Source organism: Streptomyces abyssalis (genome assembly GCF_001751365.1).
GTDB lineage: Bacteria > Actinomycetota > Actinomycetes > Streptomycetales > Streptomycetaceae > Streptomyces > Streptomyces abyssalis.
Genome location: NZ_LJGT01000038.1, coordinates 690948 through 707891, shown reverse-complemented (window position 1 = coordinate 707891; position 16944 = coordinate 690948). Strand labels below are relative to the sequence as shown.

Genomic DNA, 16944 nt, shown 5'->3' with positions numbered 1-16944 from the left:
GCCCCCCGGTTGCAGCCGGCCCGGCCGGACCCTCGGCGGAGAGCGGCCGGGGCGCCTGGAAGCCCGCACCCGCCCCAGGGCCCGGACTCGCGCCCGACCCGGCCCGGACCCGGGACTGGCCCGGACTCCGACCGACCGGACCCGGGACTAAGCCCCGGACCCGGGACTAAGCCCCGGACCCGGGACTAAGCCCCGGACCCGGGCCCCGTCCGGGCGCCCGAAGCCGGAGCCCGTCACGTGGCTGTCGCTGCCGACTCCGTGCCCGTCGGCGCCGTCACGCCTGTGGGCGCGGGCGCAGCCCTTCCAGAAGTATCTCCAGCAGCCGCCTGGACGCCGCCGCCTGCTGTGCGGCGTCCGGGAGCGAAGGAGCCGCGGTGGCTATCACCAGCAGCACATCGCCGACCGTCACATCGTCGCGCAACTCCCCCGCCTCACGGGTTCGTTGAACCATCTGGCCGACGACGCTCAGCAACTCCGTACAGCCCGAGTCGTCCTCGAACCCCTCGAAACCGTCACCGCCACGCCCGGCCTGCCCCTGAGCGGGTGCAGGCGCGGCAGAGGCGCCGTCCTCCACCAGCCGCAGTCCGGCCTGGCCCTCCTGCTCGTACGCGGCCTGCCGCTGCTGCGGCACCCGCGCCGGAGAGCCTTCGGCGATCGGCACATCGCCGCCCCAGCCGTCGGCGCGCAGTATCCGCGGCGGCAGCAGACGGCCTGCGCCCGAGGCCACCGACGTGCGGAGGAAGCGCGCGAGAGCCGACCACGGCTCCTGCTCCTGGCCCAGTGCGGTGCGTGCCTGTTCGGTGAGGCGGGCGGTCTCCTCCGCCGCTATACGCCGGACCAGTACGTCCTTGCTCGGGAACCGCCGGTACACGGTGCCGACGCCCACCCGGGCCCGCCGGGCGACGTCCTCCATCGGCGCGCCGTAACCCAGCTCGCCGAAGACCTCGCGGGCGGCCCTCAGTACATGTTCGAGATTCCTCTGCGCGTCCACTCGCAACGGAGTCGGACGCGGGGCGGCCACAGCCTCTGCGGCCCTGCCGGCAGTGCCGGCCCTGTTCGCGCTCGTGGTGTTGTCGACGGCGCCGATTCCGCTGCCGCCGTCTCCCGCCCCCTGGCTCCCCGTGTCCGGAACCGCCGACATGGCAGCGGCCATGGAAGAAGAGCCGTGAATACCCTGAATGCGCATCAATTTTCCCCCGGTCATCAAAGTCTCCCCCCGGAGACCCTCACGCTGTCGCGGTCGGCGGCGCCGGCACCGTGGTCCTCAAGCACCGCACCTCCGACGACCATCGAAGATAGTTGAGACCCTGCTCATGAGAGAAGAGGGCGGTCTGGCGGACGTCCCACAGTGGCTGGAACGACACTCCACGGAAGTGCCCCGGACCACCTTTCACACCTCGGCATCCCCCTTCTGACCTGCTGTTATCCGTACGTTCCGGAATCGGAAAGGGAAGCGGATGCGGGGTCTCCACCGGTCACACAATTCTTTGAGCCTGTGGACAAACACCCGGTCGCGGGTGCGTCATGGACTCGTGACGAAGGCGAAGAACGGAACCGCCCGCATCCTCGTGATCGGCGGCGGATATGTGGGCATGTACACGGCCCTGCGTCTTCAGCAGAAGCTGAAGCACCAGCTCAGGCGGACAGCGAACAGCGGCCCCGGCACCTCCGGCGGAGTCGAAGTCGTCGTGGTCGACCCCGAGCCCTATATGACCTACCAGCCCTTCCTCCCCGAAGCGGCTGCAGGGTCCATCTCGCCGCGTCATGTCGTCGTGCCCCTGCGCAGAGTCCTGCGGGACTGCCGGCTGGTCGTCGGCGAAGCAGTCTCCATCGACCACGAACGGCGAGTCGCCCATGTCAAGACGCTCGCCACGGAGGAGGAAGGGACCGAGGCGGTCGAGATCTCCTACACCGAACTCGTACTGGCGCCCGGCTCCGTCTCCCGCACCCTCCCCGTCCCCGGTCTCGCGGAGCACGGCATCGGCTTCAAGACGGTCGAGGAAGCCATCGGGCTCCGCAACCACGTGCTCGAACAGCTCGACATCGCTTCGTCCACCCGCAGCCCGGAGATTCGCGACGCCGCCCTCACCTTCGTCTTCGTCGGCGGCGGCTACGCGGGCGTCGAGGCCCTGGCCGAGCTGGAGGACATGGCCCGCTACGCGTGCCGCTACTACCACAACGTCCGCGCGGAGGAGATGAAGTTCCTGCTCGTCGAGGCCTCAGGGAAGATCCTCCCCGAGGTCGGCGAGGAGATGGGCACATACGCGCTCCGCGAGCTCCGCGCCCGCAACATCGACGTACGGCTGGAGACCCGCCTGGACTCCTGCGAGGACCGCGTCGCCGTGCTCAGCGACGGCTCACGCCACCCCACACGCACCCTCGTGTGGACAGCCGGCGTCAAACCGCACCCCGTCCTGGCAGCGGCGGGCCTGCCCCTCAACGGCCGCGGCAGACTCAAGTGCACGGCACAACTGCGCGTCGAGGGCGTCGAGAACGCGTGGTCGGCGGGCGACGCGGCCGCCGTGCCCGACCTCCTCGCCGAGGAGAAGGGCGAGAAGGGCGCCCTGTGCGCCCCCAACGCCCAGCACGCCGTGCGCCAGGCGCGCCGCCTCGCCGACAACATCGCGGCCACCCTGCGGGGCGAGCCCGCCACCGACTACCGTCACGCCTACGCGGGCTCCGTCGCCTCGCTCGGACTGCACAAGGGCGTCGCGCACGTCTACGGGCGCAAGCTGAAGGGCTACCCGGCGTGGTTCATGCACCGCGCCTACCACCTCAGTCGCGTCCCCACGATCAACAGAAAGGCGAGAGTCCTCGCGGAATGGACCTTGGCGGGACTCTTCAAGCGCGAGATCGTCTCACTCGGCTCGCTCGAACACCCTCGCGCCGAGTTCGAACTCGCGGCAGGTGGCGTACGCCGTCGCGACGACGGCTGAGGGACCGGTCCGGGAAGTCCGCCTCCCCGGAGCGGCCGGCCCGACTCCCGGAAGGGACGCCGGGTGATCCGACGGGTGGCCGGTGCGTGATCCAATGTCTGCGCCGTGCACCATGCGGAACGTGTGACCATGAGTGGGCTCGCATCCGCACACTGTGACCAGCGACGGCTCAGCGGGGGGCCGTCTTCCGGACTACACGAGGAATCGGACGACCGTGAATTTCACGCGCTGGAGCGCCCGACTGCCCGGCACACAGCGGCGCAACTCAGCCGCGCAGGCCGCCAGGGCAGCGGCAGCGCAGGCGCAGCAGACGTCCGGAAGCCCTGCCGACGGGGCCGGGGGCGACGACGAGTCCGGCGGCGTGGCCGACGGCGCGAACCCGGAGAGCTCCGGCAGCGTCCCGGCGGCACGGGCCGAGCGCCGCGCTGACCCGGCAGCGCCGGAAGCGGAACCCGGAGGCCGGTCAGCGCAGACCGGCCACGCCGCTCCGTCCGTGCTCTCCGACTCGGAACGCAGGAGCGCGGAAGCCGCCGTGGCCGCATGGGCCCCGGGGACGGCCACGGCGACTGAGAACTCCAGCGCCCACGTCACCCGCAGCATCGACGCGCTGTCAGTGCACGATCTGCTCGGCCAGGTCCCTGCCCTCGCCGCTGTCGTGCACGGCGCCGACCACCGCATCGCGTACGTCAACGACGCATACACCGCCGTCTTCGGCCCGCGCACCCAGGGCGACGCGGCGCGTGACGCGCTGCCCGAACTCGTCGAACTCGGCCTGCTCCCACTCATGGACCAGGTGCTGCGCAGCGGCAAGCCGCGCACGGTCAAGTCGCGCCGCGTCCCCCGGACCGCCGACTCACGCGACAGCCGCGATGCCTTCTACACCTTCACCTGCACGCCCATCACCGCCGACGGCGAGAACGGCGTGCTGATCTTCGCCGCCGAAGTCACCGACCAGGTCGAGGCGGCGGAGCGCCTCCGCGCCAGCGAACGCCGCCAGCGCGAGGCAGCGGTCACCCTCCAGCGCAGCCTGCTGCCCCAGGAGCTGGAGCAGCCCGACGACTTGCGGGTCGCCGCCACCTACCAGCCCGGCGGTACGGAAGCGGCCGTCGGCGGCGACTGGTACGACGTCATCACCCTCGGCGCCGGCCGCACTGCCCTCGTCATCGGCGACGTGATGGGCCGCGGCGTGCGCGCCGCTGCCGTGATGGGCCAACTCCGCACCGCCGTACGCGCGTACGCCCGGCTCGACCTCCCGCCGCACGAGGTGCTGCAGCTGCTCGACGGGCTCGCCGCCGAGATCGACCCCAGCCAGATCGCCACCTGCGTGTACGCCGTGCACGACCCCAACGAGGGGCTTCTGCACTACGCCTCCGCCGGCCACCCCCCGATCATCGTGTGCGACGCGGCGGGCACGGTCCAGCGCGCGCCCGAGCCGACCGGACCTCCGCTCGGCACCGGTGGATGGGTGCACGCCTCCAGCTCACTGCCGCTCCCGCCCGGTGGCTCCGCCGTCCTGTACACCGACGGCCTCGTCGAACGTCGCGACGCCGACATCGACACCGGAGTCCACACCCTGGAACAGGCCTTCGCGGGCGCCACAGGCTCCCCGGACATCGTCTGCGACCGTCTGCTGCGCTCCCTCGGCATCACCGCGGAACACGACGACGATGTCGCCGTCCTCGTCCTTCAGCACCCCGCCCGCACGGGCCCCGACGCCGAACTGTTCCACAACGCCGCCCTGGACCTCCTCGGCGGCACCGAAGCCGCCCCGCGCGCCCGCGCGTTCGCCACCGGCGTGCTCTCCTCCTGGCGCTTCCCGAGGGAACTCCAGGATCTCGGCGTACTGGCAGCCAGTGAACTCGTCGCGAACTCCCTCCAGCACGGCATCCCGCCGATGCGCCTGCGCCTGCGCCGGACGAACCGGCGGCTGATCGTCGAAGTCACGGACGGCGACGAACACCTGCCGAGGCGCTGCGCCGCCGAGGCCGCTGATGAGGCGGGACGCGGAATCTCCATCGTCGCCACCATCGCCTCGGCCTGGGGCTCACGACGGACACCCGGAGGGGGCAAGTCGGTCTGGTGCGAGTTCGCCCTGCCCACGGCCTGACCGCATCTCGCGGCCGCCACCGGAACTGACCAACTCCCCGCTTCACCCCCTCCGTTGATGCCCTGCGCCGGCCTGTAGCCGATCCCGGCAGCGGACTCGCTCAGACCGCCGCTCCATTCGCGCGATCCATCGGTGCCGTCTCTAACGTGACAGCCTCGGCCGGCCGCCGCGGTGCACCGCTGCCGCCCGCCACCACGACGGACCGGTACGGACGGTCCTGCGCGGCTGTCAGACGCCGGCCCAGGCAGAGCGCCAGCAAGCTCACGCCGAACGAGCAGCCCACCAGCATGACGATGTAGACCCCGTACGCGCCCATCGCTGCCAGCAACCCTCCGAAGGCGGGGCCCGCAGCCAGCGCCAGTTGCTTGACCAGCGCGAACGCCGAGTTGTACTGGCCGACCAGCCGCCCCGGCGCCAAGTCCGCCACGAGGGGTGCCACGGTCGGCGACAGCATCGTCTCGCCCACGCCGAAGAGCGCGTACGTCGTGATCAGCAGCGCCGTCGCAATCGCCTGGGTTCCGTGCACCAGACCGGAGGCACCGGCGGCCACCCAGGCGACCGCCCATATGACCCCGACCAGAGCGACGACCCTGCTGCGCCGACGCCGTTCGACGAGCCGCAGCACCACGTACTGCGCCAGGACGATCACCCCGGTGTTGACCGCGAGTGCGATGCCCAACGTGGACGTCGATATTCGCGTTACTTCCACCGCGTACGCCGACAACCCCGACTCGAACTGCCCGTAGCAAGCGAAGAACAAGACGAAGCCGAGGACGCAGAGCAGCACCATCGACCGGTCCCGCAACAGCACCGACCAGCCTTCTGCCGGCGCCTCGCGCTCATCCGCCGCCGCCTGGGTCAAGTCGCGGCCGGCCTCCCGCAGTTGCGGCAACCGGACGGTCGCGAGTACCGCAGCCAGCACCACGAACATCGCGGCCTCGATGACGAACAGCAGCGTGAACGTCCCGGGCCGATGCTCGTCGACCATGAGCCCCCCGAGCAGACCGCCGACACCCAGACCGAGGTTGTTCAGGAAGAACTGCGTCGCGAAGGCGTGCGAACGGGTCACCGCCGTCGAGCAGGAAACGACCATGGTCGCAAGGGCAGGCTGCAGAATCGCCACACCCGCTCCCATCAGAGCCGACGACGCCAGCACGGACGGAGCGCTCTCCGATATGCCGAACCCCAGCGCCCCGACCGTGCCGAGCGCGGAACCTGCGAACGCCACAGGCATCGGGCCCCGGCGGTCGATCACCCGCCCCGTGAAGGGCAGCACCACGAGCGCGACGACAGCGAAGACCGCCAGCACCGCGCCGGCCGTGCCGTCACCCAAGTCCCGCACGTGCGAGGCATAGATGAACAGGAACGGCGCCGTGAAGCCGTTGCCGAACGCCGCCAGGGCGTTCCCGAACTGGATCCTGCGCAGCGCAGCGCTCATCGCCGTGGTCACACTCACCTACCTCTGATCCCGGCTCCTCGGCACGCGAGGAGACTTCAAAGCTAAACTTCGAAGCTAAAGGCTACACAGCGCAAGCGTTCATGTCGAACGACTTCACGTGGGATACTCCGTTTCCATGCCTCCCGTGCCGGACCGACAGCCCACACTCGACGAGCAGATCGCCATCTACCAGCGCGAATACCGCGATCTGGACCCTCAGGTGGAGAAGGTCGTCAACGCGCTCAGCCGCCTCGACCGCCGTATGAACGTCGCCTACGGACGCCAGCTCGGCACCCTCGGACTGGGCCATGCGGAGTGGGAGGTCCTCAGAGAGCTCGTGATGGCGGGAACGCCGTACCAGTTGTGGCCCGGCACGATCGCCAAGCGTCTGGGTCTGACCCCGGCCGCGATGACGCACCGCATCGACCGCATGCTCGCTCAGGGGCTCGTGACGAGGGAGCGCGACTCGGAGAACCGGGTGCGGGTCATCATCGGCATCACCGACGAGGGCCGGGAGAAGTGGCTCCAAGTGATGCGAAAAGCCTCTGTGTTCGAAGAAGAGCTGCTCCAGGACCTCACCAAGGTCGAGCGGTCGCTCCTCGGTGAGCTGCTCACACGGCTCCTGCGCCGCGTCGAGGACGCGCAGCCGGACGCGAGCGGCCGGCTCACCGACCTGGACTGACGCGGTCCGGCGTCCGGCAGCAAGTTGACACCGTGCACGCCGATCCGTAGTGTCCTCCGGGTTGCCACGGAGCCCACGGCTCCGAAGCGACGCTCTTGCCGTTCGGCGGCAGTCTCCAGTGAAGTGTTCTCCCCGTCCTGCGGGGCTGTTTTTCGTGTGTTTGTGTGTGCGGAAATCAGTTCGGTGCGGGTGGTGTGGCGTCTCGATTTTGAGGTGTCGGGGGAGTTCCTCTAATGTGGCGGCCGCGCCGGTAAGGTGTCCCCTCCCGGCAGGGGTTCAGGAAGAAATTCTGGTCCGTTCGGACCGGGAATTCGGATCTGATAGTGTCGGGTTCACCGAGAGGGAAGCGCCCGGAGTGGCCTGTGGCAGGGTTGTGATGGAAGCGTCCGTTCTTTGAGAACTCAACAGCGTGCCAAAAGTCAACGCCAGATATGTTGATACCTCGTGCCCCTGGTGTGTTTGCCGGGGGTGGGGATTTCTTTGATGACAGCGAGGATGTTGTGCGCGACCGGGATTATTCCTTCTGGTTGTGCCGCTCTTTCGGGTCTGTCTTTTTAGGCATTCACGGAGAGTTTGATCCTGGCTCAGGACGAACGCTGGCGGCGTGCTTAACACATGCAAGTCGAACGATGAAGCCCTTTCGGGGGTGGATTAGTGGCGAACGGGTGAGTAACACGTGGGCAATCTGCCCTGCACTTCGGGACAAGCCCTGGAAACGGGGTCTAATACCGTATAGGACTGCCGGCCGCATGGTCTGGTGGTGGAAAGCTTCGGCGGTGCAGGATGAGCCCGCGGCCTATCAGCTTGTTGGTGGGGTGATGGCCTACCAAGGCGACGACGGGTAGCCGGCCTGAGAGGGCGACCGGCCACACTGGGACTGAGACACGGCCCAGACTCCTACGGGAGGCAGCAGTGGGGAATATTGCACAATGGGCGGAAGCCTGATGCAGCGACGCCGCGTGAGGGATGACGGCCTTCGGGTTGTAAACCTCTTTCAGCAGGGAAGAAGCTTTTGTGACGGTACCTGCAGAAGAAGCACCGGCTAACTACGTGCCAGCAGCCGCGGTAATACGTAGGGTGCGAGCGTTGTCCGGAATTATTGGGCGTAAAGAGCTCGTAGGCGGCTTGTCGCGTCGGATGTGAAAGCCCGGGGCTTAACCCTGGGTCTGCATTCGATACGGGCAGGCTGGAGTTCGGTAGGGGAGATCGGAATTCCTGGTGTAGCGGTGAAATGCGCAGATATCAGGAGGAACACCGGTGGCGAAGGCGGATCTCTGGGCCGATACTGACGCTGAGGAGCGAAAGCATGGGGAGCGAACAGGATTAGATACCCTGGTAGTCCATGCCGTAAACGTTGGGCACTAGGTGTGGGCGACATTCCACGTTGTCCGTGCCGCAGCTAACGCATTAAGTGCCCCGCCTGGGGAGTACGGCCGCAAGGCTAAAACTCAAAGGAATTGACGGGGGCCCGCACAAGCGGCGGAGCATGTGGCTTAATTCGACGCAACGCGAAGAACCTTACCAAGGCTTGACATACACCGGAAAGCTCTGGAGACAGAGCCCCCCTTGTGGTCGGTGTACAGGTGGTGCATGGCTGTCGTCAGCTCGTGTCGTGAGATGTTGGGTTAAGTCCCGCAACGAGCGCAACCCTTGTCTCGTGTTGCCAGCAGGCCCTTGTGGTGCTGGGGACTCACGGGAGACTGCCGGGGTCAACTCGGAGGAAGGTGGGGACGACGTCAAGTCATCATGCCCCTTATGTCTTGGGCTGCACACGTGCTACAATGGCCGGTACAATGAGTGGCGATGCCGTGAGGTGGAGCGAATCTCAAAAAGCCGGTCTCAGTTCGGATTGGGGTCTGCAACTCGACCCCATGAAGTCGGAGTCGCTAGTAATCGCAGATCAGCATTGCTGCGGTGAATACGTTCCCGGGCCTTGTACACACCGCCCGTCACGTCACGAAAGTCGGTAACACCCGAAGCCGGTGGCCCAACCCCTTGTGGGAGGGAGCCGTCGAAGGTGGGACTGGCGATTGGGACGAAGTCGTAACAAGGTAGCCGTACCGGAAGGTGCGGCTGGATCACCTCCTTTCTAAGGAGCATGCGGCGTCAGGTACACCTCTCGATGTGAGAGGGGCCCTGCCGTCCAGAGCCAGTACACCGGCGCACGTCCGGTGCTGGACGCTCATGGGTGGAACGTTGACTATTCAGCTCTCGTGCCGGTGTCGGCCGTTAGTACTGCCTGTGTTGTTGCAGGTGTGGAAGACGGTCCGCTGCCGGCGGCGGGGGCTGGGCGCGCTGTTGGGTGTCTGAGAGTGCGGCCGTTGGGCTGTTTTCTCTTGGTTGCCGGTCCCGGTGTACTTCGCCCCGATGGGGTGGGGGTGGTGGGTGGCTGGTTGTTGTTTGAGAACTGGACAGTGGACGCGAGCATCTGTGGCCAAGTTTTTAAGGGCGCACGGTGGATGCCTTGGCACCAGGAACCGATGAAGGACGTGGGAGGCCGCGATAGGCCCCGGGGAGTTGTCAACCGAGCTGTGATCCGGGGGTGTCCGAATGGGGAAACCCGGCAGTCGTCATGGGCTGTCACCCGCATCTGAATGTATAGGGTGTGTGGAGGGAACGCGGGGAAGTGAAACATCTCAGTACCCGCAGGAAGAGAAAACAACTGTGATTCCGGGAGTAGTGGCGAGCGAAACTGGATGAGGCTAAACCGTATGTGTGTGAGACCCGGCAGGGGTTGCATGTACGGGGTTGTGGGAGTTCTCTTGTCCGGTCTGCCGGCCGGTCGGCGAGTCAGAAATTGTTGATGTAGGCGAAGGGTATGCGAAAGGCCCGGCGTAGAGGGTAAGACCCCCGTAGCTGAAATGTCAGCAACTTGTTTGAGGACCACCCGAGTAGCATGGGGCCCGAGAAATCCTGTGTGAATCTGGCGGGACCACCCGTCAAGCCTAAATATTCCCTGGTGACCGATAGCGGATAGTACCGTGAGGGAATGGTGAAAAGTACCGCGGGAGCGGAGTGAAAGAGTACCTGAAACCGTGTGCCTACAAGCCGTGGGAGCGTCGCGTGCCAAGCTTGCTTGGTGCGTCGTGACTGCGTGCCTTTTGAAGAATGAGCCTGCGAGTTTGCGGCATGTTGCGAGGTTAACCCGTGTGGGGGAGCCGTAGCGAAAGCGAGTCCGAAGAGGGCGGTCTGAGTAGCGTGTTCAAGACCCGAAGCGGAGTGATCTAGCCATGGGCAGGGTGAAGCGGAGGTAAGACTTCGTGGAGGCCCGAACCCACCAGGGTTGAAAACCTGGGGGATGACCTGTGGTTAGGGGTGAAAGGCCAATCAAACTCCGTGATAGCTGGTTCTCCCCGAAATGCATTTAGGTGCAGCGTCGTGTGTTTCTTGCCGGAGGTAGAGCACTGGATAGGCGATGGGCCCTACCGGGTTACTGACCTTAGCCAAACTCCGAATGCCGGTAAGTGAGAGCGCGGCAGTGAGACTGTGGGGGATAAGCTCCATGGTCGAGAGGGAAACAGCCCAGAGCATCGACTAAGGCCCCTAAGCGTGTGCTAAGTGGGAAAGGATGTGGAGTCGCAGAGACAACCAGGAGGTTGGCTTAGAAGCAGCCATCCTTGAAAGAGTGCGTAATAGCTCACTGGTCAAGTGATTCCGCGCCGACAATGTAGCGGGGCTCAAGCACACCGCCGACGTCGTGTCACTCCAACGTGAAGGGCTAACGCCTGTTGGGGTGGGTAGGGGAGCGTCGTGTGCCGGGTGAAGCAGCACCGGAAGGTAGTTGTGGACGGTATGCGAGTGAGAATGCAGGCATGAGTAGCGATACATGCGTGAGAAACGTGTGCGCCGATTGACTAAGGGTTCCTGGGTCAAGCTGATCTGCCCAGGGTAAGTCGGGTCCTAAGGCGAGGCCGACAGGCGTAGTCGATGGATAACCGGTTGATATTCCGGTACCCGTGGCAGTGCGCCAGCGCTGAATCAGGTGATGCTAAGCCCGTGAAACCCCCGGTCGGATTCTTCGGAAAACGGCTGGTGTGGTGGAGCCGGCGGTCCGAGTCTGTAGTAGGTGAGTGATGGGGTGACGCAGGAAGGTAGTCCAGCCCGGGCGGTGGTTGTCCCGGGGTAAGGGTGTAGGGCGTCATGCAGGTAAATCCGCATGGCACGAAGCCTGAGACCTGATGCCGAGCCGATTGTGGTGAAGTGGATGATCCTATGCTGTCGAGAAAAGCCTCTAGCGAGTGCTGTTGCGGCCCGTACCCTAAACCGACTCAGGTGGTCTGGTAGAGAATACCGAGGCGTTCGGGTGAACTATGGTTAAGGAACTCGGCAAAATGCCCCCGTAACTTCGGGAGAAGGGGGGCCACGGCCGGTGAAGAGTCTTGCACTCGGAGCTGGTGGTGGCCGCAGAGACCAGCGAGAAGCGACTGTTTACTAAAAACACAGGTCCGTGCGAAGCCGTAAGGCGATGTATACGGACTGACGCCTGCCCGGTGCTGGAACGTTAAGGGGACCGGTTAGTCACATTTCGGTGTGGCGAAGCTGAGAACTTAAGCGCCAGTAAACGGCGGTGGTAACTATAACCATCCTAAGGTAGCGAAATTCCTTGTCGGGTAAGTTCCGACCTGCACGAATGGCGTAACGACTTCTTGACTGTCTCAACCATAGGCCCGGTGAAATTGCACTACGAGTAAAGATGCTCGTTTCGCGCAGCAGGACGGAAAGACCCCGGGACCTTTACTACAGCTTGATATTGGTGTTCGGTTCGGTTTGTGTAGGATAGGTGGGAGACTGTGAAGCATTCGCGCCAGCGGGTGTGGAGTCGTTGTTGAAATACCACTCTGATCGTGCTGGATGTCTAACCTGGGTCCGTGATCCGGATCAGGGACAGTGTCTGGTGGGTAGTTTAACTGGGGCGGTTGCCTCCTAAAATGTAACGGAGGCGCCCAAAGGTTCCCTCAGCCTGGTTGGTCATCAGGTGGTGAGTGTAAGTGCACAAGGGAGCTTGACTGTGAGACTGACGGGTCGAGCAGGGACGAAAGTCGGGACTAGTGATCCGGCGGTGGCTTGTGGAAGCGCCGTCGCTCAACGGATAAAAGGTACCCCGGGGATAACAGGCTGATCTTCCCCAAGAGTCCATATCGACGGGATGGTTTGGCACCTCGATGTCGGCTCGTCGCATCCTGGGGCTGGAGTCGGTCCCAAGGGTTGGGCTGTTCGCCCATTAAAGCGGTACGCGAGCTGGGTTTAGAACGTCGTGAGACAGTTCGGTCCCTATCCGCTGCGCGCGTAGGAGTCTTGAGAAGGGCTGTCCCTAGTACGAGAGGACCGGGACGGACGGACCTCTGGTGTGCCAGTTGTTCTGCCAAGAGCATGGCTGGTTGGCTACGTTCGGGAGGGATAACCGCTGAAAGCATCTAAGCGGGAAGCCTGCTTCGAGATGAGGACTCCCACCCCCTGTGTGGGGTTAAGGCTCCCGGGAGATGACCGGGTTGATAGGCCGGATATGGAAGACCCGTGAGGGTTGGAGTTGACCGGTACTAATAAGCCGAGGGCTTGACCACACATGCTTCGCGTCCACTGTGCAGTATCTGAAACAACAACCCCCGCACCCCGCACCAAGGGGTTGTCGGCCGGTTGTTAAGTGAAGAGTGCGCTGACACAACACAGAGAACACAGAGTTTTCCCCCACCCGTGTGTGGGGGTGTGTTTCGGTGGTCATAGCGTGAGGGAAACGCCCGGTCACATTCCGAACCCGGAAGCTAAGCCTTACTGCGCCGATGGTACTGCATGCGGGAGCGTGTGGGAGAGTAGGACACCGCCGAACTACCAGTAGAAGAAGCCCCGTTGGAATGGGAACACCACCCACACCAACGGGGCTTCTCTGCGTACGGAGCCCCTTGTCGGGCTGTCGTGCATGGGTGGCAGCGGGAGGGGCAAACGGAGGGTCTGGGAGTGCACAAGGCGGGGTCGGCGAGGGGCGCCGGCCCCGCTGCTTCGTGGCCCAGGTGCAGCGCAATTCGCTATTGCCGGGTGGGGGCGCTGAGGCAGTATCAGGCCATGACGTACAAGATCCGGGCAGTTCGGGCCGAGGACTGGCAGCAGCTGCGTGAGCTCCGGCTGGCGGGGCTCGCGGATCCTGCGGCGTCCGTCGCCTTCAACGAGACGTACGAGAACGCTGCCGGGCAGAGCGACGAGTTCTGGCTTCGTCGTGCCGCGCAGGGAACGCAAGGCACTTTGGCGGAGACGTTCATCGCGGAGGACGAAGAGGCCGGTGGCCGCTGGGTGGGCAGTGCGGCCGTGCTCGACGAAGGCGAGAGCGCGCATGTCGTGGGCGTCTACGTGCGGCCGGAGCACAGGGGGACCGGGCTGGCGGAGGGGCTGCTGCGGGCTGTGGAGGATTGGGCCGGTGAACGTCCGCGTGTGACGCGGATGCTGCTGCATGTCCACGAGCACAATCCGCGGGCGGAGGCCTTCTACCGGCGGATCGGGTATGTGCGTACCGGAGGGTTCGTCAGCGATCCGAAGGCGCCTGTGCTGAAGGAGTACGAGATGGTGCTGCAGCTGCCCGGTCGGCCCCGGCCAGGGCGCTGAAGGAGCCCTCCTAGAGGGGGAGTTGGAGAACCGCGGTGAGTGGTGGGCCGAGCCGGCCGGGGGATGACCGTGCGGCCACGCGGCGGCCGTGCTCGACCACGCTCTGGGCCAGCGCGTTGAGGATCGGCATCAGTTCGGGGTCTTCGCCCACTACATAGAGCGTGCCCGTTTCGTCGATGAAGGATTCCAGTGCGACGCGGTCGGCGCGTGCCGCCGTGCACGCGTTGCGTACGTGGAGCTGGGACAGCGGGGAGAGGGCGCGGCGCACGAGTTCGGTGGCGTGCCTGCGGCGTTCGGGGTGGCCCGTGAGTGTGGCCTCGAGCTCGCCGGCGGCTCCGGGCGACGCCTTGGGGTGGGTGCGGAGCGTCTGGACAGGGTCTGCCGGGGTGGTCTTGGCGATGGCCCAGCGGTGCACTTCGCGGAACGGGCGGTCGTCCAGGGCGGCCGCGTGGAGCCAGCAGCGCAGGAGTGTCTCCGCGGCGGAGTGCATCTCGGCGTCGATGGGACGGGACGAGCGCAGCGGTGCGAGCAGGGCCGCGGCGCGTGACGCGGCCGTGGCACGGTCGGCGCAGCCGTGGTGCGGGGACCAGCGCAGACGGTCGGGGGTGTCGCAGAGCTGGCCCGGGTCGAAGAGGTGGACGGGCCCGAGTTTGGCCCTGGCGTCCTTGGTCGCTGCCCACAGCGCGGTGTCGGACGTGGCGACGAGGACGGCGCCGGGAGCGTCCTGAATGCGGGCCTGCGGGACCGCCGTTTCCTCGTCGCCCGCCTGGGAGCCGGGGACGACAGGGTCGGTGCCCGCGTCGACGGGGCCGGCGGGCACCGGTTCGGCTACTCGTTCGACGGCCGGTGCGCTAATGGGAGCGGACGGGGCGGCCGGGTCTGCCGACTCCTCCTCGACGGGGGGAGCTTGAGCGGGCAGCGGCCGTACGTCCGTGCCGGAGGGCGCGGCCTCCTGAGTCCGGTGTGAGCGGCGGGCCGCGCGAACCGCGCGGGCGCGGGTGACGGTGCCGACCGCGAAGACGGTGAGGACGGCGAGAATGAGCAGCTGTCCGATGAACAGGCCCCAGAAGAGCCCGTATCCGGACAGGTGGGAGGGGTCCACACCGGGCCAGGCGGCTGCGAGGTCCCGGGGGTCGGCCGCAAGGTCCCGTATGGCCATGGGTGTACGGGTGAAGGAGACCCCTTCGGGCCAGGAGCCGTGAGCGAGGAGCCCGGCGAGGCCGGTGGCCGTCCAGATGAGGACGGTGGTGCCGAGGAGCAGCGCGAGCCCGCCGAGGAGCAGGCCGTCCGGGATGCCGCCTCCGCCGGTGCCGCCGCGGACCGGGCCCCGGCGAGGAGGGCGGGACGGACCGCCGTACGGGTGCCGCCGCCAGCTCTCGGGCCGTCCGCCGTCGTGGGGCCTGCCGTCGGTGTAGCCGCGTCCGCCTTCGTCGTCGTAGGCCGAGCCGTGGTGGTCGTATCCGTACGACATGGCTAGGCGACGGTGGAGTTGGAGGACGGTGACTGTTCGACGGCGAGGGCGCGCGCCTCCGCCTCGGCCTCCAGGTCGGCCTCCAGCGAGGCGTCGAAGTCCTCCGGCCCGGCCGAAGCCTCGGTCATCGCGCGGTCGGTGAAGACCAGCGGCCGTTCCGCCTCTGTCACCAGGTGCTTGACGACCTGGACGTTGCCGTTGACGTCCCACACGGCGATGCCCGGCGAGAGGGTCGGGATGATCTCGACGGCCCATCGGGGCAGGCCGAGGACCTTGCCCGTGGCGCGGGCCTCGTCGGCCTTCTGTGCGTAAATGGTCCGTGTAGAGGCCATCTTGAGGATCGCGGCGGCCTCGCGGGCGGCGGCCCCGTCGACCACGTCGGAGAGGTGGTGGACCACTGCCACGAACGAAAGGCCCAGCCGGCGGCCGAACTTGAGCAGACGCTGGAACAGCTGCGCGACGAACGGGCTGTTGATGATGTGCCAGGCCTCTTCGACCAGGAAGATGCGCTTCCTGCGGTCCGGACGGATCCAGGTGTGTTCCAGCCAGACGCCGACGATGGCCATCAGGATCGGCATGGCGATGGAATTGCGGTCGATGTGGGAGAGGTCGAAGACGATCAGCGGGGCGTCGAGGTCGATGCCGACGGTCGTCGGGCCGTCGAACATGCCGCGCAGGTCGCCGTCGACGAGGCGGTCCAGGACGAGAGCGACGTCAAGTCCCCAGGCCCGCACGTCGTCCAGCTCCACGTTCATCGCTTCCGCCGACTCCGGCTTGGGATGGCGGAGCCGCTCGACGATGTCGGTCAGGACGGGCTGGCGGTCGGCCGTGGTGGCGTTGACATAGCTGTGCGCCACCTTCAGCGCGAAGCCCGAGCGCTCGTCCAGGCCGTGGCCCAGGGCGACTTCGATGATCGTACGGAGCAGGGCGAGCTGCCCGGTCGTGGTGATGGACGGGTCCAGCGGGTTGAGGCGGATGCCCTGGTCCAGCGCGGCGGTCGGGTCGAGGCGGATGGGGGTGATGCCCATCTCCTCGGCGATGAGGTTCCATTCGCCGACGCCGTCCTCGCCCTGTGCGTCGAGCACGACGACCTGGCGGTCACGGAAGCGGAGCTGACGCAGCACGTACGTCTTCTCCAGCGCCGACTTGCCGTTGCCCGATTCGCCGAGGACGAGCCAGTGCGGGGCCGGGAGTTGCTGGCCGTAGAGCTGGAAGGGGTCGTATATGTAGCCCTTGCCGCTGTAGACCTCGCGGCCGATGATGACGCCGGAGTCGCCCAGACCGGGGGCGGCGGTGGGCAGATAGACGGCCTGTGCCTGGCCCGTGGAGGTGCGCACGGGCAGTCGCGTCGTCTCCGTCTTGCCGAAGAGGAAGCTCGTGAACGCGTCGGTGATCGCTGTCAGTGGATCGTGCGAGGCCATGGGAGATCTTTCAGCCCCTTCCGCGGCGGATGCCGGTTGCCGACGTCGAGAGGGCCGTCCGAGCCGCCGGCGTCCCCGTCGTCCGTCCGGTCATTGCCGCCGGCAGCGCGGACGCCGCTGTACGGGCGGAGGGCCCTGTGCCTGAGGAAGCACCGTCGATCGGGGTACGCGGGAGGCCCGCAGGGCTGTGGCCCCGGCTGCGGTCCCGGCTATGGCTTCCGCTGTGGCTCCCGTCCAGGTGGCCGGGGCGGGTCGTCCGGCGGTCCGGACGACTGCCGTGCGGGCAGCGGCCGTTGAT

8 protein-coding genes and 3 rRNA genes are annotated in these 16944 nt (G+C 66.5%); 7 read left to right on the top strand and 4 right to left on the bottom strand.

From position 1 onward, the window contains the following. Positions 1-274 precede the first annotated feature (274 nt). On the bottom strand, positions 275-1153 hold the full coding sequence (locus AN215_RS10345; protein ID WP_107374314.1) for a TetR/AcrR family transcriptional regulator: 879 nt from the start codon (positions 1151-1153) through the stop codon (positions 275-277). Between the two features lie 439 nt (positions 1154-1592). On the opposite strand from AN215_RS10345, the gene AN215_RS10340 reads away from it, so the two are divergent. Beyond that, positions 1593-2936 (top strand): NAD(P)/FAD-dependent oxidoreductase, encoded by a 1344-nt coding sequence (locus AN215_RS10340; protein WP_070013834.1) that lies wholly within the window; start codon positions 1593-1595, stop codon positions 2934-2936. 214 nt (positions 2937-3150) lie between these two features. Continuing rightward, a complete protein-coding gene (locus AN215_RS10335) occupies positions 3151-5043 on the top strand; it encodes an ATP-binding SpoIIE family protein phosphatase (RefSeq protein ID WP_070012906.1) in 1893 nt (630 codons plus the stop codon). Between the two features lie 100 nt (positions 5044-5143). Here the strand turns inward: AN215_RS10335 and AN215_RS10330 are convergent, their stop codons facing one another. Continuing rightward, complete coding sequence (locus AN215_RS10330; RefSeq protein ID WP_070013835.1) at positions 5144-6481, bottom strand: MFS transporter; 1338 nt, start codon at positions 6479-6481, stop codon at positions 5144-5146. 145 nt (positions 6482-6626) lie between these two features. Between AN215_RS10330 and AN215_RS10325 the strand changes: the two genes are divergently transcribed. The 5 genes from AN215_RS10325 to AN215_RS10305 all read left to right on the top strand — a co-directional run bounded on the left by AN215_RS10325 (position 6627) and on the right by AN215_RS10305 (position 13754). Further along, positions 6627-7163, top strand: a complete 537-nt coding sequence (locus AN215_RS10325) for a MarR family winged helix-turn-helix transcriptional regulator (RefSeq protein WP_107374358.1) — start codon at positions 6627-6629, stop codon at positions 7161-7163. A 561-nt stretch (positions 7164-7724) separates the two neighbouring features. After that, a 16S ribosomal RNA gene (locus AN215_RS10320) occupies positions 7725-9252 on the top strand. 343 nt (positions 9253-9595) lie between these two features. After that, positions 9596-12724: ribosomal RNA gene (locus tag AN215_RS10315) — 23S ribosomal RNA — on the top strand. Positions 12725-12870: 146 nt separating this feature from the next. Next, positions 12871-12987, top strand: a 5S ribosomal RNA gene (rrf, locus tag AN215_RS10310). Together the 16S, 23S and 5S rRNA genes form the textbook arrangement of a ribosomal RNA operon. A 233-nt stretch (positions 12988-13220) precedes the next feature. Then, on the top strand, positions 13221-13754 hold the full coding sequence (locus AN215_RS10305) for a GNAT family N-acetyltransferase (RefSeq protein WP_070012907.1): 534 nt from the start codon (positions 13221-13223) through the stop codon (positions 13752-13754). 10 nt (positions 13755-13764) lie between these two features. On the opposite strand, the gene AN215_RS10300 is transcribed toward AN215_RS10305, so the two are convergent. Beyond that, a complete protein-coding gene (locus AN215_RS10300; RefSeq protein WP_245694379.1) occupies positions 13765-15225 on the bottom strand; it encodes a site-specific integrase in 1461 nt (486 codons plus the stop codon). Positions 15226-15227: 2 nt separating this feature from the next. Further along, complete coding sequence (locus AN215_RS10295; protein WP_070012908.1) at positions 15228-16646, bottom strand: ATP-binding protein; 1419 nt, start codon at positions 16644-16646, stop codon at positions 15228-15230. Between the last annotated feature and the right edge of the window lie 298 nt (positions 16647-16944).

What these genes read in the sequence shown, in the direction of transcription:
- AN215_RS10345 (WP_107374314.1), bottom strand. Translation starts at nt 1,153, where the DNA reads ATGGCCGCTGCCATGTCGGCGGTTCCGGACACGGGGAGCCAGGGGGCG.
- AN215_RS10340 (WP_070013834.1), top strand. Translation starts at nt 1,593, where the DNA reads ATGTACACGGCCCTGCGTCTTCAGCAGAAGCTGAAGCACCAGCTCAGG.
- AN215_RS10330 (WP_070013835.1), bottom strand. Translation starts at nt 6,481, where the DNA reads ATGAGCGCTGCGCTGCGCAGGATCCAGTTCGGGAACGCCCTGGCGGCG.
- AN215_RS10305 (WP_070012907.1), top strand. Translation starts at nt 13,221, where the DNA reads ATGACGTACAAGATCCGGGCAGTTCGGGCCGAGGACTGGCAGCAGCTG.
- AN215_RS10300 (WP_245694379.1), bottom strand. Translation starts at nt 15,225, where the DNA reads ATGTCGTACGGATACGACCACCACGGCTCGGCCTACGACGACGAAGGC.
- AN215_RS10295 (WP_070012908.1), bottom strand. Translation starts at nt 16,646, where the DNA reads ATGGCCTCGCACGATCCACTGACAGCGATCACCGACGCGTTCACGAGC.